At 71.5% G+C, this 26,158-nt stretch carries 24 protein-coding genes; 13 read left to right on the top strand and 11 right to left on the bottom strand.

Features of this window, described 5'->3' with window-relative positions:
- Positions 1 to 172 precede the first annotated feature (172 nt).
- Positions 173 to 949 (top strand): fused MFS/spermidine synthase, encoded by a 777-nt coding sequence (locus tag HG543_RS07855; protein ID WP_169344069.1) that lies wholly within the window; start codon positions 173 to 175, stop codon positions 947 to 949.
- Between the two features lie 47 nt (positions 950 to 996).
- Here the strand turns inward: HG543_RS07855 and HG543_RS07850 are convergent, their stop codons facing one another.
- The 5 genes from HG543_RS07850 to HG543_RS07830 all read right to left on the bottom strand — a co-directional run bounded on the left by HG543_RS07850 (position 997) and on the right by HG543_RS07830 (position 7,008).
- Positions 997 to 1,548: a glutathione peroxidase gene (locus HG543_RS07850; protein WP_169344068.1), complete on the bottom strand. Its 552-nt coding sequence runs from the start codon at positions 1,546 to 1,548 to the stop codon at positions 997 to 999.
- 7 nt (positions 1,549 to 1,555) lie between these two features.
- Positions 1,556 to 2,383, bottom strand: a complete 828-nt coding sequence (locus HG543_RS07845; protein ID WP_169344067.1) for a carbonic anhydrase — start codon at positions 2,381 to 2,383, stop codon at positions 1,556 to 1,558.
- Positions 2,384 to 2,587: 204 nt separating this feature from the next.
- Positions 2,588 to 4,693, bottom strand: coding sequence for an elongation factor G (gene fusA / locus HG543_RS07840; protein ID WP_169344066.1), 2,106 nt, complete (start codon positions 4,691 to 4,693; stop codon positions 2,588 to 2,590).
- A gap of 429 nt (positions 4,694 to 5,122) precedes the next feature.
- Complete coding sequence (locus HG543_RS07835; protein WP_169344065.1) at positions 5,123 to 6,319, bottom strand: cyclic nucleotide-binding domain-containing protein; 1,197 nt, start codon at positions 6,317 to 6,319, stop codon at positions 5,123 to 5,125.
- Between the two features lie 179 nt (positions 6,320 to 6,498).
- Positions 6,499 to 7,008 (bottom strand): FKBP-type peptidyl-prolyl cis-trans isomerase, encoded by a 510-nt coding sequence (locus HG543_RS07830; protein ID WP_169344064.1) that lies wholly within the window; start codon positions 7,006 to 7,008, stop codon positions 6,499 to 6,501.
- A 158-nt stretch (positions 7,009 to 7,166) separates the two neighbouring features.
- Here HG543_RS07830 and HG543_RS07825 point away from each other — a divergent pair, with 158 nt between their 5' ends.
- From HG543_RS07825 to HG543_RS07810, 4 genes are all read left to right on the top strand, one after another.
- Positions 7,167 to 8,360, top strand: a complete 1,194-nt coding sequence (locus HG543_RS07825) for a metallophosphoesterase (protein ID WP_169344063.1) — start codon at positions 7,167 to 7,169, stop codon at positions 8,358 to 8,360.
- A 144-nt stretch (positions 8,361 to 8,504) separates the two neighbouring features.
- Complete coding sequence (locus tag HG543_RS07820; RefSeq protein WP_169344062.1) at positions 8,505 to 9,050, top strand: RNA polymerase sigma factor; 546 nt, start codon at positions 8,505 to 8,507, stop codon at positions 9,048 to 9,050.
- The gene (locus tag HG543_RS07815) at positions 9,047 to 9,712 is read left to right on the top strand and encodes a DUF1109 domain-containing protein (protein ID WP_169344061.1); all 666 of its coding nucleotides are present in this window, start codon (positions 9,047 to 9,049) and stop codon (positions 9,710 to 9,712) included. The genes HG543_RS07820 and HG543_RS07815 overlap by 4 nt, the downstream gene beginning before the upstream one ends.
- On the top strand, positions 9,709 to 10,044 hold the full coding sequence (locus HG543_RS07810) for a Carotenogenesis protein CarS (RefSeq protein WP_169344060.1): 336 nt from the start codon (positions 9,709 to 9,711) through the stop codon (positions 10,042 to 10,044). The genes HG543_RS07815 and HG543_RS07810 overlap by 4 nt, the downstream gene beginning before the upstream one ends.
- A 19-nt stretch (positions 10,045 to 10,063) precedes the next feature.
- Here HG543_RS07810 and HG543_RS07805 read toward each other — a convergent pair whose 3' ends face one another.
- Entirely contained in the window at positions 10,064 to 10,648 is a 585-nt protein-coding gene (locus HG543_RS07805; RefSeq protein WP_169344059.1) for a hypothetical protein, read from the bottom strand.
- 370 nt (positions 10,649 to 11,018) lie between these two features.
- Between HG543_RS07805 and HG543_RS07800 the strand changes: the two genes are divergently transcribed.
- Entirely contained in the window at positions 11,019 to 13,958 is a 2,940-nt protein-coding gene (locus HG543_RS07800; protein ID WP_169344058.1) for a serine/threonine-protein kinase, read from the top strand.
- Positions 13,959 to 13,960: 2 nt separating this feature from the next.
- On the opposite strand, the gene HG543_RS07795 is transcribed toward HG543_RS07800, so the two are convergent.
- Positions 13,961 to 14,338, bottom strand: coding sequence for a winged helix-turn-helix transcriptional regulator (locus HG543_RS07795; RefSeq protein WP_169344057.1), 378 nt, complete (start codon positions 14,336 to 14,338; stop codon positions 13,961 to 13,963).
- Positions 14,339 to 14,464: 126 nt separating this feature from the next.
- Between HG543_RS07795 and HG543_RS07790 the strand changes: the two genes are divergently transcribed.
- Positions 14,465 to 15,232: an SDR family NAD(P)-dependent oxidoreductase gene (locus HG543_RS07790; protein ID WP_169344056.1), complete on the top strand. Its 768-nt coding sequence runs from the start codon at positions 14,465 to 14,467 to the stop codon at positions 15,230 to 15,232.
- Between the two features lie 96 nt (positions 15,233 to 15,328).
- Complete coding sequence (locus tag HG543_RS07785; RefSeq protein ID WP_169344055.1) at positions 15,329 to 15,751, top strand: STAS/SEC14 domain-containing protein; 423 nt, start codon at positions 15,329 to 15,331, stop codon at positions 15,749 to 15,751.
- A 12-nt stretch (positions 15,752 to 15,763) separates the two neighbouring features.
- On the opposite strand, the gene HG543_RS07780 is transcribed toward HG543_RS07785, so the two are convergent.
- Positions 15,764 to 17,482 carry a lamin tail domain-containing protein gene (locus HG543_RS07780; protein WP_169344054.1) on the bottom strand — a complete coding sequence of 573 codons (1,719 nt, stop codon included), beginning with the start codon at positions 17,480 to 17,482 and terminating at the stop codon, positions 15,764 to 15,766.
- A gap of 178 nt (positions 17,483 to 17,660) precedes the next feature.
- On the opposite strand from HG543_RS07780, the gene HG543_RS07775 reads away from it, so the two are divergent.
- Positions 17,661 to 18,437, top strand: a complete 777-nt coding sequence (locus tag HG543_RS07775) for an RNA ligase family protein (protein WP_211193794.1) — start codon at positions 17,661 to 17,663, stop codon at positions 18,435 to 18,437.
- Between the two features lies 1 nt (position 18,438).
- Here HG543_RS07775 and HG543_RS07770 read toward each other — a convergent pair whose 3' ends face one another.
- Positions 18,439 to 19,380, bottom strand: coding sequence for an aminoglycoside phosphotransferase family protein (locus tag HG543_RS07770; protein ID WP_169344053.1), 942 nt, complete (start codon positions 19,378 to 19,380; stop codon positions 18,439 to 18,441).
- Between the two features lie 182 nt (positions 19,381 to 19,562).
- On the opposite strand from HG543_RS07770, the gene HG543_RS07765 reads away from it, so the two are divergent.
- On the top strand, positions 19,563 to 20,300 hold the full coding sequence (locus tag HG543_RS07765) for a hypothetical protein (RefSeq protein ID WP_169344052.1): 738 nt from the start codon (positions 19,563 to 19,565) through the stop codon (positions 20,298 to 20,300).
- Complete coding sequence (locus HG543_RS07760) at positions 20,297 to 21,097, top strand: nucleotidyl transferase AbiEii/AbiGii toxin family protein (protein ID WP_169344051.1); 801 nt, start codon at positions 20,297 to 20,299, stop codon at positions 21,095 to 21,097. The genes HG543_RS07765 and HG543_RS07760 overlap by 4 nt, the downstream gene beginning before the upstream one ends.
- A 25-nt stretch (positions 21,098 to 21,122) precedes the next feature.
- Here the strand turns inward: HG543_RS07760 and HG543_RS07755 are convergent, their stop codons facing one another.
- The gene (locus HG543_RS07755; protein WP_169344050.1) at positions 21,123 to 22,193 is read right to left on the bottom strand and encodes a hypothetical protein; all 1,071 of its coding nucleotides are present in this window, start codon (positions 22,191 to 22,193) and stop codon (positions 21,123 to 21,125) included.
- 335 nt (positions 22,194 to 22,528) lie between these two features.
- On the opposite strand from HG543_RS07755, the gene HG543_RS07750 reads away from it, so the two are divergent.
- Together HG543_RS07750 and HG543_RS07745 are read left to right on the top strand one after the other, a co-directional pair.
- The gene (locus tag HG543_RS07750) at positions 22,529 to 22,861 is read left to right on the top strand and encodes a PadR family transcriptional regulator (protein ID WP_169344049.1); all 333 of its coding nucleotides are present in this window, start codon (positions 22,529 to 22,531) and stop codon (positions 22,859 to 22,861) included.
- A gap of 8 nt (positions 22,862 to 22,869) precedes the next feature.
- Positions 22,870 to 25,530, top strand: a complete 2,661-nt coding sequence (locus tag HG543_RS07745) for an ABC transporter permease (RefSeq protein WP_169344048.1) — start codon at positions 22,870 to 22,872, stop codon at positions 25,528 to 25,530.
- A 14-nt stretch (positions 25,531 to 25,544) separates the two neighbouring features.
- Here HG543_RS07745 and HG543_RS07740 read toward each other — a convergent pair whose 3' ends face one another.
- Positions 25,545 to 26,054, bottom strand: coding sequence for a hypothetical protein (locus tag HG543_RS07740; RefSeq protein WP_169344047.1), 510 nt, complete (start codon positions 26,052 to 26,054; stop codon positions 25,545 to 25,547).
- Positions 26,055 to 26,158 lie beyond the last annotated feature (104 nt).

Genomic DNA, 26,158 nt, shown 5'->3' with positions numbered 1-26,158 from the left:
GCCCCGCGCCCTTCCTGAGCAAGCCCGGGGCCACCTCCCGCCCCGCCGGGAATCCAGGGACTTGCGTCATTCAGGACACGCGGGTGACCGGTCGGGAGGACAGGACCTGTTCACTCGACAGGACAGGTGCCGGAGTGGGTGCGAGGCGCCGTCCTCGTGTTAGGAGCGGACCGTGAGTCGCCGCGTCGTCGTCACGGAGGATCCGCAGGGCCTGCGCACCCTGCGCTTCGAGGAGGGGGGCGCGCGGCAGAGCGTCGTGTGGCCCGGCGAGCCGCTGCGGCTCGAGGCGCAGTACACGCGGATGTCCATGGTGGGGCTGGCCTTCATGCCCGCGCCCTCGCGCATCCTGGTGGTGGGCCTGGGCGGCGGCGCCGTGCCCATGTTCCTGCGCGCCATGCTCCCCGATGTGCCCATCGACGCGGTGGAGGTGGAGCCAGACGTGGTGGAGGCGGCGAAGCTCTACTGCGGCTTCGAGGAGGACGACTTCCTCCGCGTGCACCTGGCCGATGGCCGGAGCTTCATCGAGGCCTCCGGCCCGCCCTACTCACTCATCTTCCTGGACGCCTACGGACCGGACAGCATCCCCGCGCACCTGGCGACGCGGGAGTTCCTCGGGGCGGCGCGGGCACGGCTGGCGCCGTTCGGCGCCGTGGTGGGCAACGTCTGGGAGTCGGACTCCAACCCACTGTTCGACTCCATGCTGCGCACGTGGCAGGTGGGCTTCCGCCAGCTCCACCGCTTCGACGTGGCGGGCACCTCCAACCGCATCCTGGTGGGGCTGGCGGAGGCGGCGCCGCACTCGCGCGAGTCACTCGTCGCCAGCGCCGAGCAGGTCCAGCGCGAGCGGGGCTTCCCGTTCGACCTGGCCGACATGGTGGCGAAAGGCCACCGGCCCGTGCCCCGGCGACTGAACCACGGGCATGTGCTGACGGACGCGGAGCTTCGCTGAAGAAACAGCCCCGGAGGCGGCACTCACGCCTCCGGGGCAGACAACGCTCAGGCGGTCTTCGCCAGCTCCGCGTCGATGGCCTGCACGAGGCGCGGGTCATCCGCGGTGATGTCGGGAGCGAACCGCGCCACCACGCGCCCGTCGCGGCCGACGAGGAACTTCTCGAAGTTCCAGAGCACGTCCGGCGCCGCGTTCGGCTTCAGGCCGTAGCCCGCGAGCCGCTCGCGGAACGGGCCGTCTCCCGTGGCCTTCGGCTGCAGGGACGTCAGCCGCTGGTAGAGCGGATGCTGCTGCGCGCCGACCACGGAGATCTTGGAGAACAGCGGGAACTTCACGTCGTACTTCACCTGGCAGAACTCTTGAATCTCCGCGTCCGTGCCCGGCTCCTGGCCCATGAAGTCGTTGGCCGGGAAGCCCAGCACCTCGAGGCCCTTCGCGCGCCGGTCCTCGTAGAGCTTCTCCAGGCCCTCGTACTGCGGCGTGAGGCCGCACTTCGAGGCCACGTTCACCACCAGCAGCACCTTGCCCTTGAACCGGTCCAGCGTGAGCTGGGCACCGTCAATGGCCTTCACCGGAATGTCGTGGATGGTCTGGGTCATGACGGAATCAACGCGCGCTGGTGTGAAGATAGACGGTGCGGCCGTTGATGCGCTGGAGCGGCCGGTTGCTGGGGTTGAGGTGCGGCAGGCGCTGGAAGGCGGCAATCTGCGCGTCGGCCATCTCGATGGGGCGCGTCATCACGAACCACTCAACGCCCTCGGTGCAGGGCGGCGTGGTGAGCGAGCCGTGGTACGTGAAGTACGTCCGCTCCTTCGGCAGCAGCGAGGACGCGTTGAGCGTGGCCCCGGCGGGCTCGCTGTGGTCACCCTCCTCCCAGGGCAGGTGGCTGAAGGCCTTGCTCAGCGTGCGGTTGTGCTCGCCCTGCTTGATGAAGACGCCCACCACCGCGATGGCACCGCTCGGGTCCTTGTGGACCAGGTGCATCTCCAGCGGGAAGCGCTTGCCGTCCTCGGTGTGCTCGCTGGGGGTGTGGAAGTGGAATTGCGCCAGCGTGTACTCCCGGCCGTTCACGCGCAGGGAGCTGCCCGGGTCGTACTGGAACTCCACGGTGTGGCCGGTGTTGACCATGCGCACGCGCGTGGGGCGGTAGTTGAAGACGGGAGCCGGCTGCGTGTCGGGCGTGGCGCTCGCCGTCTCCAGGGCGATGGGCGTCTCCTCCTGGCCCGTCGCGCAGGTGGTGGCGCCCGGAAGGTCTCCCCAGTGGCCCGGGCCGACGGCGTCGGAGTAGCCCCAGTACACCTCGGCGGCGCTGAAGACCGCGGGCTGCGGGGCCTGGGGACGCGCCTCGTCGGCGGACGCGGTCGCGGTGCACACGAGGGACAGCAGCAGCGCGGGGCGGAGGCCACGCGCGAGAGGACGATGGTGGGGGAACATTGATGTGCCTGGAAGAGGGTCGTGGGTACGTGGCTGCGGGCACTCGGCGCCCTCGAGCCGGGAGCCTGCCCGCTCGTCTAGCGACCGAGCAGGCTTCTCGCAACATCATCTCCAGGCAAAATGCGATTTCCCTTACGCGACACGGGTTTCCGGTGACGCAGGCCCCGGAGCGATGCTCCGCCCCGGGGCCCTCACCTCACGACGTCACGCCCGCGCCTCGGCCGGGAGCGACTGGAGCGCCTCCGGCACCGGCTCGTACGCGCCCAGGCGCATGCTGGCCTGGGCCCGTCCCTGCGTGCGGCCGCGCAGGCCCGTCACGTAGCCGAAGAGGCTGGCCATGGGCACCCGCGCGGACACCACCCGCGCCGGCCCCCGCGCCTCCATCCCCTGCACCCGGCCGCGCCGCGCGGCCAGGTCCCCCAGCACGTCACCCAGGTACTCCTCGGGCGTGGTGACCTCCACCTCCATCACCGGCTCCAGCGCCAGCAGCCCCGCGCGCTTCACCGCCTCCTGTAGCGCCAGCGAGCCCGCCATGGAGAACGCCTGCGGCGTGGAGTCCTTCACGTGCGTGCCGCCATCCACCAACCTCACCTCCACGTCCACCAGGGGGATGCCATCGCGCACGCCGCGGTCCATGGCGCCGGCCACGCCCTTCTGGATGGCGGGGACCAGCTCCTTGGGAATGCTGCCGCCGCGGGTGTCGTCCACGAAGACGAGCCCCGCACCGCGCGGCGCCGGCCCCACGTCCAGCACCACGTGCGCGTACTGTCCGGGCCCTCCCGTCTGGCGGACGTGGCGGTACTCCTGGCGCACCTTGCGCCGGAGCGTGTCGCGGTACGCCACCTTCGGCTGTCCCACGCGCGCCTCCACGCCGTACTCCGTCAGCAACCGGTCCACGACCACCTCCAGGTGCAGCTCACCCATGCCGGACAGCAGCACCTGGCCGCTCTCCGGGTCCACGCCCACCCGAAGCGACGGGTCCTCCGCCGCCAGCCGGTGCAGGCCTTCCTCCAACTTCGTCAGCTCCGCGGGCGAGCGCGCCTCCACGGCGAGCTGCACCACGGGCTCCATGACTCCCAGCGACTCCAGCACCACCGGGGCCTCCGGGTCGGACAGCGTGTCGCCCGTGCGCACGCCCTTCAGGCCGAGCGCCGCGCAGATGTCTCCCGCGTACACCTCCGCCACCTCCTCGCGGCGGTTGGCGTGCATGAACATCAGGCGCCCCACCCGCTCACGCTTCCCCGTCACCGGGTTGAGCAGGACGGTGCCCGCGCGCAGCGTGCCCGAGTAGACGCGCAGGAAGACGATGCTCCCCACGGCCTTGTCGTTCATGAGCTTGAAGGCCAGGGCGGCCGGCGGTCCCGCGTCCGACGCCGGACGCGACACACGCTCCTCCTTGCCCGGAACACAGCCCTCCACGGAGGGCAGGTCCGACGGCGCGGGCAGGTAGTTGACGATGGCGTCCAGCAACATCTGCACTCCCTTCTTCTTGAAGGCCGACCCGCACAGCACCGGCACCAGGGTCCGCGAGAGGGTGCCCGCGCGCAGCGCGCGCTCCAGGTCCTCCGCGGTGACTTCGTCCAGCCGTCCCTCCACGAACTTCTCCAGCACTCCCGCGTCCACGTCCGCCGCCGCCTCGATGAGGCGCTGGCGGTACAGCTCCGCCTGCTCCCGCGCCTCGGGGGGCACGGGCTGGTCATCCAGGTAGCGGCCCTCCTCTCCCTCGAAGAGGACGGCGCGCATGCGCACCAGGTCCACGAGGCCGCGGAACTCCGGGCCCTCGCCCAGCGGCAGCTGCACCGCCACGGGACGCGCGCCGAGCCGCTCCTCGATGGACGTCACGCTCATGTCGAAGTCCGCGCCCACCTTGTCCATCTTGTTGAGGAAGGCGATGCGCGGCACACCGTACCGGTCCGCCTGCCGCCACACGGCCTCCGACTGGGGCTCCACGCCCTGGCTGGCGTCGAACACGGCCACCGCGCCGTCCAGCACGCGCAGCGAGCGCTCCACCTCGATGGTGAAGTCCACGTGTCCCGGCGTGTCCAGGATGTTGACGCGGTGGGGCGTGCCCGCCGCGCGTCCGTGCGTGGGCGTCCAGAAGGCGGTGGTGGCCGCGGAGGTGATGGTGATGCCGCGCTTCTTCTCCTGCGGCAGCCAGTCCAGCTCCGTGGTGCCGTCGTGCACCTCGCCCGTGGCGTGGATGCGACCGGTGAAGAACAGGACGCGCTCGGTGAGCGTCGTCTTGCCCGCGTCGATGTGGGCCATGATGCCGATGTTGCGGTACCGCTCGATGCGAGTGCTGCGGGACATAAAGGACTCCCGTTCCCGTCGGGCAGCGAGGCCCGCGGGTGGAAAAAGGCACACTGGTTTCGAGATGCACGAAGGGCGGGAGCGCGCTCAGGTGCACGCACGCGCGACACGCCGGAGGGGCACGAAGGGCCCGCTCAGGGACGCGTGAGGACACACGAGGGCACCGCGAGAGCCGAGGCGGAGCCGGGACTCACGACACACGGGGAACCAGCCAACCCGCGCGCCGGAGGACACCGGTCCGCCAGCTCAAATGTCGAGCAGAACCTCGTGACGGGGGGCGAGGCACACGTCCGCCGCCGGCGCGAACGTGCGCGCAATCAGCAGGGCGATGTTGGAAACGGGCCTCATGATGAACATGAGGTAAAGCAGTTACCTCACGTTGTCAACCCGGGCACCCCTCGACCCGGGGTGCCCGTTATCGCAACCGTGTCACACGCTCAGCGCACGCACGCGCGCGGCGAGGTTCTGCGTGAAGAGGCGGAAGATGCGCAGCGCGGCGGCCTCGTGGGTGTCGAGGTAGTGCTGGAAGCCGGCGCGGGTGATGCGCAGCGCCCGCACCGCGGTGCGGGCCTTCACCTGCGCGGACACGGGCGCGTCCTGCACGAGGGAGATTTCCCCGAGGTACGCGCCGGGCCCCAGCGTGTTGAGGCGCCGGGCCTCCGGCTCCGAGCCGCTGAAGACCTCGACCGTGCCCTCCAACAACACGAACAGGCCCACGCCCTGCGAGCCCTTCTCCAGCAGCACGGCGCCCGCGGGGATGAGGACCTGGCGGGCCACGCGGTAGAGGTCCTTCATGTCCTCCAGCGACAGCTCGCCGAAGATGGGGATGGCCTTGAGATAGCCGTACCCGTTGGCCTCCGGCGCGGACGCGCTCGCGGGCAGCCGGGCGATGACGGCTTCTGCTTCCGCGTCCATGCCCATGCGGCGCAACAGCCGGGCCTTCTCCGCGGCCAGCGCCGGGTCCGCGCGCGCCGCCTCCGAGCCGCGCATCGTGTCCGCCAGCAGCGCCAGCGCCCGCCGCGTGAAGCCCGCGCCGTCCAGCAGCGTGCACATGCGCAGCACGGACTCGAGGTGCCGCGGGTCGCCCGCGGGCACGCTGCCCAGGGCCTCCACCTCCGCGTGCGCCTGACCCAGCTCGCGGTAGAGGAGCGCGGCCTCATAGGGGCGGCCCAGCCGCACGAGGCACTGCGCCATCTGCTCGCGCGCGCCCAGGCCGCGATACGCCTCCAGCGCGCGCTCCAGCGCTCCCCCGCGCTCGAAGGCCGCGGCGGCGCGCTCCACCTGTCCGGCGCGCAGGTACGCCTCGGCCGCGTCCACGTACTGCCCGCCCTGCACGTACAGCTCGGCCACCAGCGCCTCCGCGCCGCAGCCGTCGAGCATCCGCGCGGCGCCCGAGAAGTCACGCGCCTGCCGCATCACCTCCGCCAGCCGCTGGCGCTCCTCCTTGGGGGCCTGCGCCGCCTCCTTCAGGAGCCGCTCGCGCTGCGCCGCGCCCAGCTCCTCGTAGAGCTGCGCCGCCCGGTCCGGCTCCGCGAGCATCATCAGCGCCTGCAGTGCCTGGAACGCGCCCTCCCCCACCGGGTGTGCGCCGCCATCCTTGAGCATCTCCGCCTCGGGCCGTGCCATTTCGTGTCCCCCCCGATTCCGGGTTGTTTGGACCACCGCCACGGGGACCGGCACGTGCCCGGTCTCCGTCGCCCCGGAAGACAGGGCGTCGCTATACCACCATGAATCGCCGCGCGAACCGGAGCCCGGGCGAAGGTGTCGGCGCGTGGACGCCCGCCCCCTCCCTCGCCCCGGCGCGCTCAGTCCACCGACATCAGCTCCGTGTCGAAGATGAGCACCGAGTACGGAGGAATGACGCCGGAGACACCGTCCTCGCCATACGCGAGCGACGCGGGGATGATGAGCCTGCGCCTGCCTCCCACCTTGATGCCGTCCGTGTCGTTCGGGTCGTCGGGGTTCTGCTTGCCGAGGAGGCCCTCGTCCCAGCCGTCGATGACCTCGCCCGACCCGAGGGTGAAGGCGATGGGCGGGCCGCCCTCGCTGGAGTCGAACCGCGTCCCATTGGGGAGGTAGCCCGTGTAGTGCACCCGCACCCGCCTGAAGCGCGTGGCCTCCGCCCCGGTCCCCACCGGCAGGTCGTCGTAATAGACGCCGCGCGCGGTGACCTCCATGTCGGCCAGGTTCACGTTCAGCGAGTCCGCGTACGTCACCTTCGTGGGGTCGCCGTTCTCCGGATTCCCCTTGGAGTCGTCACCACACGCGACGAGCAACGGGACGATGAGCGTGCCAAGCAGCAGGGAGCGAAGCATGAAGTCCTCGGGAACGAGCGGCCGGAAGTCGACCGCGCGGAAGGATGAAGCCTGCCCTGCCCCGGCACCACGTGAAAGGGGACATGCAGCCGGGCCCTGGCTGCCACCCTGGAATACAGGGGCGCGGCGGACGGGCTTCCGTTATTCAGGAGTCCGCGATGCCACGCTGGGTCAGCCTCCTCCTGTTCTTCGTCCCGACGCTGCTGCTGCTGGCCGCCGGGCATGTGTATCTCTATCGCCGGCTCGTCCGGGATTTGACGCCGCGCCGGGCGCCACGCCTGGTGGCGCAGGGCGTGTTCGCCATGGGCTTCGCGGGGGCGCTCGGCGCGCGGGCCTTCGGCGCCGTGCTGCCCTCGGAGGCGTCCCGTGTCGTGGGCATCGTCTTCCTGGCGTGGATGGGGCTCATCCTCTACCTGCTCGCCTTCACGCTCGCGGCGGACGTGCTGCGCGCGGTGGCGCGGTGGCGTGAGCGCCGCCGGGCCTCCGCCGCCGTCCAGCCCTCCGCGCCCGCGTCGCCGGAGCGCCGGGAGTTCCTCGGCCGGGGGCTGGCCCTGGGGGCCGGCGTGACGGGCGTGGCGGTCAGCTCGTACGGCGGCTGGCGCGCCTTCCACCCGCCCGACGTGCGAGACATCCCCGTGCGCCTGCCCCGGCTGCCGAAGGCGCTGGAGGGCTTCACGCTGGTGCACCTCACGGACATCCACATCGGCGGCGTGCTGCAGCGCCGCTTCGTGGAGGAGCTGGTGTCGCGCACCAACGCGCTGAAGCCGGACCTCATCGCCATCACCGGTGATCTGGTGGACGGCTCGGTGGAGTCGCTGGGGCCCTTCGTCGCCGGGTTCGGCGGCCTGCGCGCGCGCCACGGCACGTACTTCGTCACCGGCAACCACGACTATTACTCGGACGCGGATTCGTGGGTCGCCTTCCTCCAGCGCCTGGGCATCCACGTCCTGCGCAACCGCTCGGTGTCCATTGGGGACCGGGGGGCGTCGTTCGACCTGGCGGGCGTGGACGACTGGAGCGCGCACCGGCTGGGCGAGCCCGGCTATGATTTGGACGCGGCGCTGCGCGACGTGCGGCCCGACCGCGCCTCGGTGCTGCTGGCGCACCAGCCCTCCAACTTCGACGAGGTGGCCCGGCGCGGCGTGGGGCTCCAGGTGTCCGGCCACACACATGGTGGGCAGATGTTCCCCGGGACGATTGTCGGCGACCTCATCTGGGGGGACCGCAACGCGGGGCTGAGCCAGACGGAAGGCTCGCTGCTCTACGTCAGCCGGGGCTGCGGCTTCGTGGGCCCGCCCATGCGCGTGGGCGCTCCGCCGGAAATCGCCCGGCTGGTGCTGCTTCCCGGCTGATTTTCCCGCCCGGCTGGCCGCCCTCCGTTCTGGCGAGCCAGCGCCCGCTGGTTTCCCCTATGTTTCCAGCAACTTGGCGCCCCGAGCCGGTCAGCTCGGGCGCCTGGAAACACTTTCGGGGGTGAGCCGTACGGGAGACGGGTGATGGGGAGTCCGACGGACGAAGAGCTCATGGAACGGTTTCGCGACGGAGCACACGACGCCTTCGAGGCCCTCTTCGCCCGGCACTCCGGGCGGGTGCAGGGCTTCCTGACGCGGATGGTGCGCAGTGCTCCGCTCGCGGAGGACCTCTTGCAGTCCACCTTCCTGTCCGTCATCCGGGCACGGGGCCGGTACGAGCCGGGCACCCGCTTCCTGCCGTGGCTGATGACCATCGCCGCCAACGCCGCGCGGGATGCGCTGCGCCACCAGCAGCACGTGGACGCGTACGCCTCCCAGGAGGATGCCTCCGGCCCCGCGTCCGTCCAGCCGCCGGAGGGAGACCCCGGCATGCGCAGGCAGTTGCTGGACGCGTTGCAACAGTTGCATCCCGACCAGCGCGAGGCGGTGGTCCTCAGCAAGGTGGAGGGCTGGTCCTTCGAGGAGATCGCCGCGCTGCGGGGCATCACCGCGGGAGCGGCCCGGCTGCGCGCGCACCGGGGCTATGAGCGGCTGCGCGAGCTGCTGGCCCCGCTGGAGGCGGCGCGATGAGCCCGCCCCTCGACCTCGACGGGCTGCTCTCCCAGGAGCCTCCGCGCGACGGCGGCGCGGCCGAGCGCGTGCTCGCGGCGGCCCGGGGAGAGCTGGCGCTGCGCCGTCCGGTGCGGCACTGGCGCACGCAGGCGGTGTGGCTGATGGCGGCCTCGGGAGGCCTGGCGCTCGTGGTGGCCCTGGTGATGCTCGCCGTGGGCGCCGTCAGCGGCGCCACGCTGCTGGGCCGCGCGCACCTGCTGGTGCTGCTGCTGGGCACGAGCGCCATCTGCGCCTGGGGCGCGCTTTCTCCGAGAGGCCGCGGGCTGCGGCGCTTCGGTGTGGTGCTGGCCATGACCTGCGCGGCGGTGCTGGTGCTCGCGCGGGGCACGCCGCACTCCACGCCCACCCTGCCCGGCTGGGTGTGCACGGCCAGCCATGTGGCGGTGGGCCTGGTGCCGCTGGTGGTGGCGGTGCTCGCGCTGCGCGCCGCCGTGTTCGACCCGCTGCGCGCCCTGGTGGCGGGGCTGGCGGTGGGGACGACGGGCGCCTTCCTGGGCGAGCTCGCCTGCGCGCAGGACTGGCGGCACGTCGCCGGTCACCACCTTCTGGCGTGGAGCATCGTCGCCGCCGCGTCGCTGGTCATCTCCAAGTCGCTCAAACCCCGTTCCTACGCGCCATGACCCAGGACCCCTCTCTCATCGTGTGCAGTGATGTGGACGGCGCGCCGGTGCGCATTGGCGAGGCCGTGAGAATCGTGAGCCGCTCGGACGATGGCACCATCAGCCAGCGGTTCCTCGGCCACACGGGCGTGGTGGTGGCGCTGGTGTACGACGACCCGACCACGCAGTACCCGGCGGACCCGCTCATCCAGGTGCAGGTCGAGGGGCTCGGCGAGGACCTCTTCTTCGCGGAGGAGCTGGAGCTGGCGTCCGACTGGGCCCGGGGCCGCGTTGCCCAGCACCGGCAGGCGCTGCGCGACGTGGCCCGCGGGCTCGCGGACCGCTTGTCGTGACGCGACTGCGAGCGGCGGCCTAGAAGTAGCCGCCGACGACGGAGCGGACACCGAAGGACAGGCCCTCGCTGTCACCCAGCAGGATGTCCAAGTTGGGGCCGAGCCCCACGAAGAAGTGCGACGCCGGATGCAGCACGATGGGCGCGAAGGCCCCCAGCTGGAAGAAGGTGCCGTCCGGGCCGAACAGGAACGTCGTCTCCTTGTTGTAGAGGAAGCCCACGGTCAGCTTCGGCCAGAGCGAGAGGTTCTTGTCGTAGGGCAGGTTGTAGCCCAGGCGAACGTTGAGGCCGACGGAGGTGGCATCCTCCCCCTCCTGGAAGATCTGCCCGAAGCTGACACCGGCACCCACGGACAGGTTCTCCCGGAGGAAGTAGTCCGCGCCCGGCGCGAGCACGATGGTGAAGTTGTCCGTGCCCGCCGTGTTGTAGGTGAGATTGAATTGCAGCTCCTGGCTGATGACGAGCTGGCCCGTCTCACCGAAAGAGCCCGCGGCCGTGCTCTCCTCGACCTTCTCGACGGGGCTCTCCTGCGCCGAGGCCACCGACGCCACCCCGAGCGCGAGCGCCGCGCCCACCCAACGAATACCGCGACCCAACATAGTCATGCCTCCCCGAGACCCGACGACGGGTCTCCACCAGCGCCCCATTCCGCCCCACGGCGGAGGCGCCCCCGGGCAGGTGCTCACTGACCGCGCACCTGCACGGGGCGCGTGACGTGAAGCGTGTGCTTTCGCGCGCAATGTCCGTGCCTTCATCCTCCGCGCGACACATCGCTCAGGCGGAGCGTTCGAAAAGCCCGGCTGCCCCTGCCTGTCAGGATGACTCCCCGTGGGGCTGCGTGGGGTCTCGCATCCTCCGCCTCTCGCTGCGAGGCGTCCTCGCGGGGGGCCTGGAAGTCCGGAGGACTCCCCCGGTAGCGTGCGGGGGTGGGCCGGGGGCGACCTGGTGTCGAGCCCGGGACGCGGAGGCTTGGGGATGAGCGACGAAGCGCGGGGAGGACACGGCCAGCCTCCCGCCGACATGGAGACGGAGGCGTCCGCGCCCACCGTCGTTCCGCTGGCCGCCTCCGCGCTGAGCTCCACCGTCACCTGGGCCTCGTCAAAAGCGAAGCAGCTCGCGTCCGACATGCCGGTGCCGGGACACGTGCTGGCCGGCCGCTACACGGTGCTGGAGCAGGTGGGCCAGGGCGGCATGGGCCTGGTGCTGGCCGCGTATGACGCCCGGCTCGACCGGCGGGTGGCGCTGAAGCTGCTGCGCTACCGGAACACCGCTCCCGGGGCCACGTCCGGCGACGCCCGGCTCGTGCGCGAGGCGCAGGCCATGGCCCGCCTGTCCCACCCGAACGTGGTGGCCGTCTACGACGCGGGCACGCTGGAGGACGGCTCTGTCTTCCTCGCGATGGAGTACGTGGAGGGACAGACGCTGAGCGGCTGGCAGGAGTCCCAGCCCCGCTCCTGGCGCGAGCTGCTGGCCGCGTACGTGGCCGCCGGCCGCGGACTGGCCGCCGCCCACGCGGCCGGCCTCATTCACCGGGACTTCAAGCCCGACAACGTGCTGGTGGGCCGCGACGGGCGCGTGCGCGTGACGGACTTCGGCCTCGCGCGCTCGGGGCCGGCCTCCCCCGTCGAGTCCTCCCTCCCCTTCACCCTGCCCGCGGACACCGCCCTGAGCGGCTCGCTCACCCTGCCCGGCGCGCTGATGGGCACGCCCTTCTACATGGCCCCCGAACTGCTGGAGGGCCAGCCCGCCGACGTCCGCAGTGACTTGTTCGCCTTCTGCGTGGCCCTCTATCTCGCGCTGTATGGCCAGCCGCCCTTCACGGGCCAGAGCCTGTCGGAGCTGCTGCGCTCGCGGCGCGAGGGACCGGCGGCGCCCCCGGCCCGCTCGGAAGTTCCCGGCCAGGTGACTCGCGCCGTGCTGCGCGGACTGCGCGAGGCACCCGGCGAGCGCCCCGCCTCGATGACGGAGCTGCTGACCGCGCTGGAGGATGACCCCGAGGCGCGGCGGCGCCGCGGCATGGCGAAGGCCGCGGCGGGCGTGCTGCTCGCGGGAATGGCCGTGGGGGGTTGGGCCCTCCAGCGCGCGCGGGAGCCCGAGTGCGGTGGCCAGGAGGCACGGCTCGCGGGCATCTGGGACACGGCGATGAAGGCACGCGTCCAGCAGTCGCTGCTGGACACCGGCGCGCCCCATGCACGGGACACCTCCGAGCGCGTCGGCGCGGCGCTGGATGACTATGCCGGCCAGTGGGCACGGCAGAGCGCGGAGGTGTGCGAGGCCACGCGCGGTGACACGGCGGGGCCCGTGCGGTTGATGCAGCTGCGGGAGTCCTGCCTGGAGCGCCGGCGCGTCCGGCTCCGCGCCACCACGGAGCTGCTGGCGGGCGGCGCGGACCGGACGATGCTCGACAAGGCCGTGCAGGCCGTCCGCGGGTTGCCGCCGCTGGAGGACTGCGCGGATGACCGCGCGCTCACGGCGGCGGTGCCTCCCCCGGAGGACCCGGCGACGCGCGCGAAGGTGGAGGCGCTGCAGGAACAGGTGGACCGGGTGGACGCGCTGCTCGGCGCAGGCCAGTACCCGCAGGGGCTGAAGCCGGGCGAGACGCTGCTCGCGGAGGCGAAGGGGGTGGGCCATGCGCCGCTCCACGCGCAGGCGCTCTTCCTGCTGGCGCGGCTGCGCGACGGCGTGGGCGACTACCCGGGCGCGGAGGCGCTGACGCGCGAGGCGCTCACGGAGGCCGCGAGGAGCCGGGAGCCGGTGCTGATGGCCCGCGCGGTGAGTTCCCTGGTCCACGCATTGAGCAAGCGGAGCGGGCGCCACCCGGAGGCGCTGCACCTGGAGCCCGCGGTGGACGCGCTCGCGGAGGCCACCGGCGACGACGCGGTGCGGGCCCTCGCGCACAGCACGCTCGGCGCCGTGCTGGTGAAGGTGGGCCGCTACGACGAGGCACGCAGACGGCACGAGCAGGCGCTCGCCCTGCGGCTGAAGGCGCTCGGCCCCGAGCACCCCATGGTGGCCGACTCCCTCCTCCAGCTCGGCATCGTGTCCTGGTGGCAGGCCCGCAACGAGGACGCCCTCGACAAGGTGGGGCGTGCCGTGGCCCTGCGACAGAAGGTGCTCGGGCCCGAGCACCCGGACACCGTCGCCGCCCTCACCTACGTCGCCGCCGTGCAGAAGGAGCTGGGGCGGCTGCGCGAGGCGCTGGAGACGCTCGAGCGGGTGGCGACGCTGCAACGGAAGCTGTTCGGCCCCGAGCACCCCCTCGTCGCCACCGCGCTGAGCAACCTGGGCATCGCGCTGCTCGACCTGGGGCGACTCCAGGAGGGGCTGGACATCAGCGCGCAGGCGCTCGCCCTGAAGGAGCGGCTTTTGGGCGCGGAGCACCCGGACCTGGCGGGACCGCTGGCCAACATGGGCACCGCCCTCACGGAGCTGGGGCGCCACGAAGAGGCGCTCGCCTTCCACTCGCGCACCCTGGCGCTGCGGGAGAAGGAGCTGGGCCCCGACCACGCCCTCGTGGGTGACACGCTGTCGGCCCTGGGCATCACGCTCGCCAGGTTGAAGCGCTACCCCGAGGCGGAGGCACGGCTCGACCGCGGCCTGGCGGTGCTGCAGAAGGCGCTGGGCAAGGACTCGCCGGAGGTGGCCCATCCGCTGATGGGATTCGGTGAGCTCTGGCTGAATCGGGGACGGCCCACCCAGGCGCTCCCGTTCCTCGAGCGCGCGCTCGTGCTGGCGCCGCCGGCCGCCCGCGCCACCGTACGGCTCAACGTGGCCCGGGTCCTCTGGGACGTGGACGCGAAGCAGCGCCCCCGCGCGGTGGAGCTGGCCTCGCAGGCCCGCGAGCAGTGGCGCCGGACGGGCCACCCGAAGGAAGCCGAGGCCTCCCGGTGGCTCGCGGCGCACGGCGTGCCCTGAGTCTACCGGGCCCTGCGGGTGCCCTCCGCGCGCTCCTCGGTTTCATCGATGGCGTTCAGCTCCGCCGCATGGCGGCGTCCCCACTCACAGAGTGACGCGATGATGGGCTGGAGGCTGAGGCCCAGCTTCGTCGCCGAGTACTCCACGCGTGGAGGCACTTGAGCGAAGACCTTGCGGTGGACGATGCCGTGCTCCTCCATCTCGCGAAGCTGTTGGACCAGCACCTTCTGGCTCGCGCCGGGCGCCAGCCGCTTGAGCTCCGAGAGCCGCTTCGGCCCCTCGAACAGGTAGTAGAGGATGACGGCCTTCCATCGGCCGCCAATCACCTTGAGCGCCCGCTCCGCGGGCACGGGCGGAAGTTGTTTGATGACGGGAGGCATGGTTACCAGGAGGTGCCTACTGCACGTGCAGGTGCCTATAGCACGAAAGAGTATCTAGCGCCGGCCCGGGCCGTACAGCACATCCCCTCCACGGCACAGCGAAAGCCGTTTCGGAAAGGGACCCTCATGAGCACGACGAACAGCAACCCCATCGCCCTCATCACGGGCGGAAGCCGTGGACTGGGTAGGAGCATGGCCCTCCACCTCGCCGACCGTGGCGTCGACGTGATTCTCACGTACCAGACCGCGGAGAAGGAGGCGCGCGAGGTGGCGGCGATGATTGAAGCCCGGGGTCGCAGGGCCGCCATCCTGCGCCTCGACGTCGGCAGGAGCGACACCTTCACCGCCTTCGCGGCGTCGGTGAAGGCCGAGCTCGGGCGCGTGTGGAAGCGCGAGCGCTTCGACTTCCTCGTGAACAACGCCGGCAACGGCGGCCAGGCCAGCTTCGCGGAGACCACGGAGGAGCAGTTCGACGCGCTCATGAACGTCCACCTCAAGGGCCCGTTCTTCCTCTCGCAGAAGCTCCTTCCGCTCATCGCGGACGGTGGCCGCATCGTGAACGTGTCCTCGGGCCTCGCGCGCTACACGTTCCCCGGCTCCTCTGTCTACGCGGCGGCGAAGGGCGGCGTCGAGGTCCTCACGCGGTACATGGCCAGGGAGCTGGGCGCCCGGGGCATCACGGTCAACGTGGTAGCGCCGGGCGGCATCGAGACCGACTTCGGCGGCGGCGTGATGCGCGACCCCGAGCTCCAGAAGTTCGTCACCTCGCAAACGGCGCTCGGCCGCGTCGGCATGCCCGACGACATCGGCGGCATCGTGGCCATGCTCCTCGCGCCGGAGACCCGCTGGCTCACCGGCCAGCGGCTCGAAGTGACGGGCGGGTTCGCGCTCTGAGTGACTCGCCACGCACGGGCTGAAGGGTGGCGTTCGCGACCCGGCTTCACAGCCGGGTGCCTCGTCCCGTCTAATCAGCGGCGACGGGAGGCCGCCATGGCGCAATCAGGGGAATGGGTCGTCGGCAACCACCAGCTCCGCTTCGAGTCGCCGGACATCCTCTGGACCCGGGTGCGCGGGTGGATCACCGCGGAGGACGCCCCACGGTGGGTGGACATCCTCCGCGAGGTCACCTCACGGGGACCCGTGTACTGCGTGGTGGAGATGGTGCCCATGGAGGGCTTCCCCTACCCCCGGCTCTCGCAGGAGGCCCGCCAGTACCTCGCGCGCAACAGCAGCTCGGACTGGTTCAGGGGCATGGTCTACGTCGGCGGCGGCCTCCTGCAGAAAATCACCGCCAAGGGCGTCACCATGGCGATGCTCCTGTCCGGGAAGAAGCGCTTCGACGTGGAGTTCGTCGACAGCGTGGAAGCGGCCCGGAAGTGGATCGACCGGAACCGCGCCACGCCGCCGAGGTAGCCGGCGCGCCGGTCAGAACGCGGTGCCGTTCGCGCGCGTGCCCGGAGAGGCACTGCGCGTGGACAGGCTGGTGTGGAGCACGAAGCTCCCCGTGGCGCTGCCATCCGGGTTGCGGTTCATGGAGACGCCGTCCTGCCCCGCGAGCCCCGCCGCGTAGGTGTACGTGTCCACCACCGCGCCGCCCGGCTTCTGGAGCGTCACGGTGTCACCGCCGTTGTTGAGGCTCAGGCCGCCCGTGGTGGCACCCACCGCGTTGCCCACACCATTCGGAATGGAGGCCGCCTTGCCGAACACGGCGAGCGCCCTGCCCGCGCCAAGGATGGTGCCGCTGGCGAAGGTGTGCCGCGAGCCCGTGGCGTCCCACAGCGTCCACCCGCTGAGGTCCACCGCCGAGCCGCCCGTGTTGAGAAGCTCGACGAACTCCGTCCCGGCATCGGAGCCAATCTCGTTGGCGAGAATCTCGTGCAGCACCACGTTGCCCGGCGTGTTGACGGAGGTGATGGTGAACACGCCATCCCCGCTGTCGTTGATGGACGCGTTGGCCACGTCGCGCACCCGGACGCGGGCCTGCGAGGTGGCGATGTCCGGCACCGTCCACGTGTAGCTGCCCGCCGCGCCCTCCGCGTGGCCGATGAGCGCCCACGTCCCGCCGCCGTCCAGCGAGTAGTCGAGCGCCACGGTGGCCACCTGGTTCGCCGTCCACGTCAGGACCCGCGAGCTTCCGCCCGCCCAGCTCTCGCCCCCGTTGGGAGACGTCACTGTGAGCGACGCGCCCGCGTTGCCCCAGGAGTAGCGCGTGAGGACGGGGAGGTGGTCCGTGGTCGTGGTGTCGTAGTCGGAGATGTACGCATCCACGCGGTACACCTCGGCGGAGCCCGGGACATAGAGGGCCTGCGTCTCGTTGGTGGCCAGGTGGTGGTCGATGACCGCCTTGTAGCCGATGACGGAGGTCAGGTTCGCATTGGACAGCACCGTGGTGGGGAAGGTGTAGTCGTTCGCGTCGGCCACGAAGTTGTCGTACGGCGACGCGCGGCCGGAGGTGATGGAGACGTCCACGTCGTCGTTGAAGTCACCGACCACCAGCACCTTGGCGGACGGCCACGTGCTGTCCAGGAACGACTTGAGGACGCGCGAGGCGTCCACGCGCCGCTGCCAGCTGTCCACGTCGCTCATCGCCTTGGCGTGCAGGACGATGACCACCAGGTCCTCGGTGTGCCCGTTGAGGCTCACGCGCATCCGCACCTCGAGCGGAGGCCGGCCGCCGAAGAGCGTCGCGTCGGCGGTGAGGATGACCCGCGCGCCCAGGATGGAGGCCACGCCCGGCTTGTAGAGCAGGCCCACCTTCTGCTCGCCCGGGGTGTAGTACGTGCTGCCGCCCTGCACGATGGAATCACTGCCGAGGAGCCCCGCGTAGCCGGGGAGCTGCGAGACGAGCGTGTTGAACTGCGCGGCGCTCACAATCTCCTGCACGCCCCAGAGGTCCAGGTCCGCGCCCTGGATGACGTCGCGCGCGTTCTGGAGCTGGAGCGTCTCGTTGTCGGGGCCCTGCGAGGTGGAGCCGAAGTACTCCAAGTTCCAGGTGCCGACATCCAGCGTCGTGGCGAAGCCGCGGGACGGAATGGTGACGGCATCCTCGCGCTCGCCAAGCGGCGGTTCCGGAACGACGGCGGAGGGCTCACCGCAAGCGGTGGCCAGTGAGAGGAGCAGCAGGAGGGAGCGCAACCTGGACATGGGTCAATCCTTGTTGAGGGATGCCACGCGGGCGGGCGGTATCTGACGATTCCGCCGTGGCGTCGCAAGGACCCTCTTGCCCCTTTCGGGTTCACGGATTCACGCAGGTGTCACACGGCCCAGGTGATACGTGTCATCAGGCCGATGACACATCCGCTGTGAGACACAGGGAGATGGAGTGGACGGTGTCGGTGCTACCCTCCCACTGGTGCAGCCGCACCCCACCCCTGAGTTCCGTCCACTGGGCCGCAAGGCCTATGGCTCCATTCCCCACCTGCCGGGCTCGCGCACCGGTCCGGCGGATCGCCACCTGTCGCCCGCGCTGGCGCGCGTCTGCACGGAGCGGGCTCGCGACTCGCGCGACCACGTCGTGGTGTTGGAGAAGCTCGATGGCTCGTGCGTGGCCGCGGCGCGCGTGGGCGACTCGGTGCTGGCACTGGGACGCGAGGGGCGGCTGGCGTCTCGGTCACCGAATGACTCGCGCCGGATGTGGGCGGCCTGGGTCGCGGAGAACGTGGAGCGGTTCCTCGCGGTGCTCCAGCCGGGAGAGCGGCTCGTGGGTGAGTGGCTGGCGCTGGCGCACGGCACCCGGTACGCGCTGACACATGAGCCCTTCGTCGCCTTCGACCTGATGCGGGACGGAGAGCGGCTGCCCTGGCACGCCGTCATCGAGCGCGTCGGCGCGGGTGGCTTCGTGACACCGGGACGGATTCACGAGGGCGGGCCACTGGGAATCGAGGCGGTGATGGAGCGGCTCCAGGCGGGCGGCTTCCATGGCGCCGTGGAGCCGGTGGAAGGAGCCGTATGGCGCGTGGAGCGGCGGGAGGACACTGGCACCCGAGTGGACTTCCTCGCCAAGTACGTGCGGCCGGACAAGGTGGATGGCTGCCTCCTGCCGGAGAACACGGGGCAAGCCGCCGTGTGGAACTGGCGTCCCGAGACACCGCGGCCGTAGCTCAGTCCGCCATCGCCCAGGCCTCGCCCACCGCGAGCAGCTCGCGAGCGCCCTCCAGGCCGAGCTTCAGGCACAGCAGGCCCGAGGAGGTGCACTCCATCAGGCCCCATTGCCAGATGGCCTCCGGTTCGGCGCCGGTGAGCGCGGCCAGCCGGTCTCGTCGCGCGCGCCCCAGGGCCACGGGGTCTCCGGCCAGCAGCTCGTGCGTCCACTCGCGCATGAGGACGCCCAGGTCGTAGGCCTTCTCGATGAAGAAGCCGTCGGGGTCGATGAACTTGAACCGGTCGGCTCCTGCGCCCGGGACTTGCAGCGTGTTCCAGTCGTGGGCGTCGCCGTGGCCCAGCACCGCCGTATCGGGAGTGAAGGCCTGTCGGCGCGCCTCGGCGAAGGCGTGGGCCCGTGCCACGAGCCGCTCGGAGCACGGTCGTCCGAGTTCCTCCCAGCACTCCTGGGTGAAGGTGGCGAGGCTCTCCGCCTTCTCCGCTCCGGTGGCGAAGCCCGCATCCGGCGAGGCCTGTGCCCAGGCTTCGTTCAGGGTGGCGCAGATGGCGGTGAGCTCGGCGTCCGCCGACCAGCCCAGGGTGGCAAGCGGTGCTCCCAGGCGCTCCAGCAGCATCACGCGCCGCTCGCGGTCATGGTGGTAGACCTCGGCGTAACCGCGGCCTCGCGCCACCAGCAGGGCGTCCAGCTCCCGCGAGATGGGTTCCCGCGTCGGCCCGGCGACCTTCAGCACGGCGGCTCGGCCGTCCGCCAGCGTGGCCTCTATCACCAGGGCATCCGTGCCGCCCTTGAGGACGCGGCCGAGCACCAGCCTCCAATCCGAGGCCAGTCCCTCCACCATGCCCGGTAGCCCGGCCAGCCAGGCCTCACCCGCCGGGCCCTCCGCCACGGCCCGGAGTCTCACCGGCTCCGGGACTTCGAACGTGATGCCCTTGATAGCCACCTGGACCTCCTGGCCGTGCCCTCCACGAGGGACCGAAGCCTCACCGGCTCCGGAACTCCAAGCGTAACGCCCTGTTCGCTCAGGGCGCCGAGCTCTCTCATGCGAACGGGAGCCCGCTGTCAGGGAACCCCTGGCTGGCATCGTCGGAGGGAGTGGAGAGCAGTGTCTCGCGGAGGCGGCACATGGTGAACCACGGCGACTGGTGGCGCCATCGTGCTCCACCGAAAACACCCTTCCTCGACCTGCCGCACCGGCCCGGCCCGGAGCGGCCCGCCCCGTCACGGACACAGACCGGGGGTGGCGCATACGAGGCGCACATCACCGTGTCCGCGCGCTCGGAGGAGGACCTCCGCCGCTTCCGTGATTTCTGCGACGCGGCGTCGGTGAAGTGCATCGTCATCGAGCTGGGCCGGGGCGCGGAGCCCTTCCAGCCGATGACGGCCTCCTACCACCACGGCACGCTCCAACAGGCGCGCGAGGAGGCGCAGGCCCTGGCACGCGCCCTGGTGGCCGAGGGCTTCCACGTCACGCGCTTGAAGCTGGAGGCCCTGGGCAAGAACCGGGACATCCCCGAGGACGACGCGACGGCGAAGGCCTGGCCGGCGGGCTACTTCGAGTTCCACGTGAAGGTCCTGCTGCCCGCCGGGATGACGGACATGGAGGCGCTGCGGGCGTGCTGTGAGAAGCATGGCGCGCACCTGTCTCGCAACGCGCGCAAGGTGCGCGAGGACGGCGTGTCCGAGCGCTTCGTCACGCTCCGGGTGTACGGCCTGGGCCGGGCGAACGCGGACGTGCGCTTCACGGCGCTGCTGGAGGACCTGGCGGGGACGGGACTGAAGCTGACGCAGCGGCTGCGGGAGTGGACGGTGTACGACTCCAACCACGGAATGGACCGGGGTTGGCTGGAGGATGCGACGTGAGCGCCCATGAGTTGCCATTGCGCGCCGGGGCGGCGGTGCTGCGCCGCCTCGCGCGTTCATCGCAGGTGGAGTCGCTCGTCCTGCGGGGCGGGCTGATGATGCGGCTGTGGAGCGGCCCGGTGCCCCGCCCGGTCGAGGACCTGGACTTCCTCGCGCGGTTTCCGTTCGACGCGGCGGACACCGTGAAGCGGCTGGAATCCGTGCTCCGCGTCTCCGTGGACGACGGGTTCTGCTTCGGCGCGCTGCGCTCCGAGGTCATCTGGGCGGAGACGGCCTTCCCGGGCGTGCGGGTCTTCGTTGAGACGCGGCTGCCCGGGGTGGAGGGCACGTTCGAGCTGCGCATCGACACGGGCTTCGGAGACCCGATGGAGCCGGGGCCCGCGTGGGCGGAGTACGACGTGGGCGAGGCGAGCGTGGCTCGAGTGCTGGCGTGCCGGCCGGAGACGCTGCTCGGCTGGAAGCTGCACGGCCTGTTCGAGCGCGGGAAGGGCCGGTTCCGTCCCAAGGACCTGTTCGACGTGTACCTGCTCACCCGGTACGCGCCGCTGGACACGGCGCTGGTGCCACGGGCGCTGCGGCTGGCATTCCACTCGCGCGGGGACTCGCTGGAGCTGATGACGCGGCTGATGGAGGGGGCCTTCGGCCAGAGCCCCTGGAGCCACGAGAAGTGGATGCGCTACCGGACCGGCCAGCCCGAGGGCCGGCCGGAGGCACTGGCGGACGTGGTGACCGCGGTCGCCGCCGCGGTCCGGCCCGCATGGGAGACCGCGAGCGCACTCGCGGCTCCAGGGACGTAGGACTCAGGGGCCCGACGCGCTCGGCTCAGGGCGTGTTCGGGTCCCCGCCAATCCCCGCGTAGGGATTGAACGTGTACGTCGTGGAGAACTGCGAGGCCGGGCTGAAGTAGTACGCCGCGAGCTTCGCCGGGTCTCTCGCCAGCTCGCCGCGCAGGATGGAGCCGTCGTTCTGGTCGTCCCAGCCCCACGGCGCGTTCGCCGAGTTCGTGCCGCACTGCCCCGCCACCAGCCCGCAGCCGCCGCTCGTGTCGCCCCGGAACGTGCCGTCGGACACGAAGAGCTCGGAGACACCCCGGCGCGGCCACAGCCCCTCCGAGCCGTAGATGTCGATGAGCTTGTAGCGCACGTCGGAGTCCGTGGCCGACGAGGGCTCCTCCGAGACAGTCAGCGAGGGGAAGTACTTCACGCCGTCACCGACGATGTCGTACGCCGGCCACGCCTTCAGCCCGTGGCCCTTCGCCTCCTGCGCGGTGATGGGGTGCAGCTGTCCCTCGAAGCTCGCCAGCGACAGCTTGCCGTCGATGGACTCAGCGCCCGAGCCGAGCGGGCTGCCATCCGGCACGAACGAGAAGAAGTCCTTGTGCGCCACCGTCACCGCGCCCACGAGCGCGCCGTACTCGCTGCCGTCGCGCTTCACGATGAGCAGCACGCCCTCGGCGTCGTTCTCGTGCTCGGAGTCGAAGATGTTGTCGGACCAGTCGCGCGGGTGGAAGAACGTGTAGACGAGGTACCAGTGCGTGCTCGTCTCCACCAGCGAGTGATACGCCGCCGCCGTGAGCGGCCTCGACGCCGTGTTCTCCCAGTTGTTCGTCCCGCTCCAGTCCCCGTCGAAGTTCACCCGGGTGATGTAGTCCGAGCGGCCGCTCAGCGAGTGCGAGCCCGTCACGTCCACGTCCTGGTAGTGGATGGGCGCCCAGCGCTTCGCGAGCGCGGCCCGGAACGCGGTCGACTCGGGGCCGCCCGCGAGCGCCCACTCCGACGCTCCGAACGAGTCGTCTTCCAGCGACTCGGGACCGCAGGCGGACAGCAACAGCACCACAACCGGAACGATGGCGCGCACGAGGGCGCCATGAGGATGACGACGAACGGAGTGCATGGGGGTCCTCCCTCTGGGGGAGCGCACTCCTAGCCGATTTCCGGATTGAACCGATAAACTGTTTTCTTTGCTTTACCTGTTTTTCACTGTCCTGCCTTCCTCGCGCTCCGGGGCCGCGCTCAAGGCGCCGTAGGGGCGCGGCCTGGCGTCCCCCAGGACGACCAGCCCGAAGAGGCCATCCTCGTCGTAGTCCTCCACCACCGGACCGTTGGTGAGGCATGGGACGTGCCGGGTCGACGCAAACCCCGGCCACCGCGCGGCACCGGCCCTCCCCTTGACACCTTAGGGGAGTCCGCGCGACTCTCCCCTAAAACGTTGAGGGGGAAGCCTCGCGCATGGCGAACACGTCGCTGGAGCTGGTGCAGGGCACGCTGGACGTGCTCATCCTGAAGAGCCTGTCGTGGGGACCGCGGCACGGCTACGCGGTGGCGGAGTCCATCGGCGAGCGTAGCGGGCAGGTGCTGAAGGTGGAGGAAGGCGCGCTCTACCCGGCGCTGCACCGGCTGGAGAAGCGGGGCCTGCTGGAGGCCGAGTGGGGCCTGTCGGAGAACAACCGGCGGGCGAAGTTCTACAAGCTCACCGCGGCCGGCCGCGCCCACCTGCGCGCCGAGGCCCAGACCTGGACGCGCTACGCCGCCGCGGTGTCGCGCGTCCTGGAGACGGCCTGAGGCCCGCCATGCGACTGCCCACGGGATTCACCCGCCTGCTGAAGCTCGCCGTGCGCCCGCGCGCGGTGGAGCAGGACGTGGACGACGAGCTGCGGTTCCACCTGGAGATGCGCGCGGAGAAGCTCCAGCGCGAAGGACTGTCCCCCGCCGAGGCCCGCGAGGCCGCCCGGCGCGAGTTCGGAGACGTGGAACGCGTGCGCGCCGAGTGCGTGCGGCTGGGCCATGAGAGAGAGACGGAGATGAAGCGGAGCCTGTTCCTGGACGCGCTCGTGCAGGACGTGCGCTACGCCCTCCGGACGCTGCGCAAGGCGCCCGCCTTCTCCCTGGTGGCCGTGCTCACGCTGGCCCTGGGCATCGGCGCCACCACCGCGCTGTTCAGCGTGGTGCGGGGCGTGCTGCTCAAGCCGCTCCCCTTCCCCGCCCCCGAGCGCCTCGTGCGCCTGTGGCAGGCGAGCCCGTCGCTGGACCAGCCCCGCGCCGCCATCTCGCAGAACGACTTCGAGGACTGGAAGGCGCGGCAGCGTTCCTTCTCGGCGCTGGGCGGGTGGTGGCACGTCGAGGACATGACGGGCGTGGACCTGAGCGGCCTGGGTGACCCGGAGCGCATCCGGGCCACCTTCGTGACGGATGGCTTCTTCTCCTCGCTCGGCATGGCGCCGCAGCTCGGTCGCGCGCTCCTCCCGGAGGAGAACGTGCCGGGACAGGATGCCGTCGTGGTGCTCGGCCATGGCTTCTGGACGCGGCGGTTCGGCGCGGACCCGTCGCTCGTGGGCCGCACGGTGACGCTGGACGGCGTGCCCCACACCGTCGTCGGCGTCATGCCGCCTTCGTTCACCTTCCCGTCCGAGCAGATGGATGTGTGGCTCCCGCTGTCCCGCATCCCGGAGAGCGGCATCCCCCGCGTGCGCCTCAATCGCTTCCTGTCCGTGGTGGGCCGCCTCCAGCCCGGCGTGACGCTGGAGACGGCGCGCTCGGAGCTGGGCGGCATCGCCCGGCAGCTGGCGGAGGTGCATGCGGAGAGCAATGGCCAGTACACGGCCATCACCGCGATTCCGCTGCACGAGGCCATCACCGGCGACGTGCGCACGAGCCTGCTCGTGGTGCTGGGCGCGGTGGGGCTGCTGCTGCTCATCGCCTGCGTCAACGTGGCCAACCTGCAGCTCGCTCGCGCCACCCTGCGCGAGCGGGAGCTGGCGGTGCGCGCGGCGCTGGGCGCGGGGCCGGGCCGGCTCGTGTGCCAGCTCCTCACGGAGAGCCTGGTGCTGGCGACACTGGGTGGGTTCCTCGGCGTGGGGCTCGCGGTGTGGGGCACGGAGGCACTGGTGGGCCTGTCGGTGGATCAGCTCCCCCGGCTGCGCGAGGTGCGGGTGGATGACGAGGTGCTCGCCTTCGCCGCGGGCGCGACGCTGCTCACGGGCTTGCTCTTCGGGTTGCTTCCGGCGCTGCGCGCGAGCACCCCGAAGCTGGAGCCGGTGCTCAAGGCGGGCGGGCGCGGCACGGTGAGCCACCGCGGAGCGCGGCTGCGCGGAGGGCTGGTCGTCGCCGAGGTGGCCGTCGCGGTGGTGCTGGCCACGGGCGCGGGGCTGGCCACCCGCAGCCTGTCGCGGATGCTGTCGGAGGACCCGGGCTTCCGCGCCGAGGGCGCGGCGGTGGTGAGCTTCACCGTGTCCAAGGAGAAGCGGCCGCAGCGCCGGCAGTACCTCGCCGAGGTGCTGGAGCGGGTGCGCGCCGTCCCGGGCGTGCAGTCCGCCGCGCTGGTGAAGAACCTTCCGCTGGAGGGCTCGGGCGAGGACATTGCCTTCGCGCGCCCCGACCATCCCGAGGACGTGGTGAACCCGCCGCACCTGCAGATGATGCATGTGAGCACGGACTACTTCCGCACCCTGGGCATTCCCCTGCTGGGCGGGCGCGTGCTGGAGGCCACGGACACGGAGGATGCGCCAGCGGTCGCGGTGGTGAGCCAGACGTTCGCCCGGCGCTACTTCGCGGGCGAGGACCCGGTGGGGAAGACGCTGCGCCTCGGGACGTCGGAGCACACCATCGTGGGCGTGGTGGGCGACGTGCGGCAGGCGGGGCTCGCCGAGCCGGCGCCGCCGCTCATCTACCTGCACGTGCTGCAGAACACCCGCTCCGTGCTGAACCTGGTGGTGCGCGGACAGGGCGCGCTGCTGCCCCTGGCGGCCTCCGCTCGGCAGGCCATCTGGTCGGTGCATCCGGGGCAGACCATCAGCCGCATCACCACGCTGGAGGAGGTGGTGAGCGAGGCGGTGACGCGCCCTCGCCTGCTGTCCGTGATGCTGGGCCTGTTCGCGGTGCTCGGAATGGCGCTGGCGGCGGTGGGCATCTACGGCGTGCTGGCGTACACGGTGAGCCAGCGGCAGCGGGAGATGGGCGTGCGCCTGGCGCTCGGGGCGAAGCCGGCGGACGTGCTGCGGCTGGTGCTCCGCAGCGGCATGGCCCTGGCGGGCACCGGCGTCGCACTGGGCGTGGCCGGAGCGCTGGGGTTGTCATGGGTGATGCGGAGCATCCTCTACGGTGTGGCGCCGCATGACCCGCTCACGTTCGCCGGAGTGATGGCGCTGCTGCTGGGCGTGGCGCTGGTGGCCTGCCTCATCCCCGCGCGACGGGCCATGCGCGTGGATCCGGCGGTGACGCTGCGGGGCGAGTGAGTGGCCCCCCTCGCTCAGCGGTGGGATCCGCTCACGGCGAAGCGGAGGGCCTCGTCGATGGCGGAGGAGTCCGGGAGGTGCCGCTTCGCCCGCTCGGCGATCTCCGTCGCCTCGTCGACCCTGCCTTGCTGGCCCAGCACGCGGATCCAACCGACATAGGCCTCTTCCAGGAGCCCCAACGCTGCGTTGGCAGCGGAGGCAAAGGCCTGCTCCGCTTCAGCGGGAGAGTTCTTCAGGGTGTCCAGGAAGTGGCCCTGCTCAATCAACGGCTCCGGCGCGCCCGCCGACACGTCGACCGCGGTCTGAATCACGCGCTCGGTTTCGGCGAGATAGGCGGCGGGGTCGGCCACCTGCTCGCGGTCGAGCCGCATCGCCCGTCCCAGCGCGAGCAGGTTCGGAACGAAGGCCGGGCAGCTCTCCGCCAGCTCCCGATAGGCCGCGAGCCGCTGAGGACTGCCCGCCGGTTCGGCATTCGCGGCCTTCCACTTCCGCCGCAGTTCCTGGGGACTCGGGTGCGAGCTCATGAGCCGCACCCTACGCCGGTGAAGGCCCGCCGTCAGTACGACGCGGTGATGCCCCAATGCAGGCTGGAGTACGTCTCCTCCGCCACGCCCCCGTCCTCCCAGCC

The sequence above is a fragment of the Pyxidicoccus fallax genome (genome assembly GCF_012933655.1).
In the GTDB taxonomy this organism is placed as follows: Bacteria; Myxococcota; Myxococcia; order Myxococcales; family Myxococcaceae; genus Myxococcus; species Myxococcus fallax.
The sequence above is the reverse complement of the archived record's forward strand: the minus strand, read 5'-3'. Positions and strand labels throughout refer to the sequence as shown.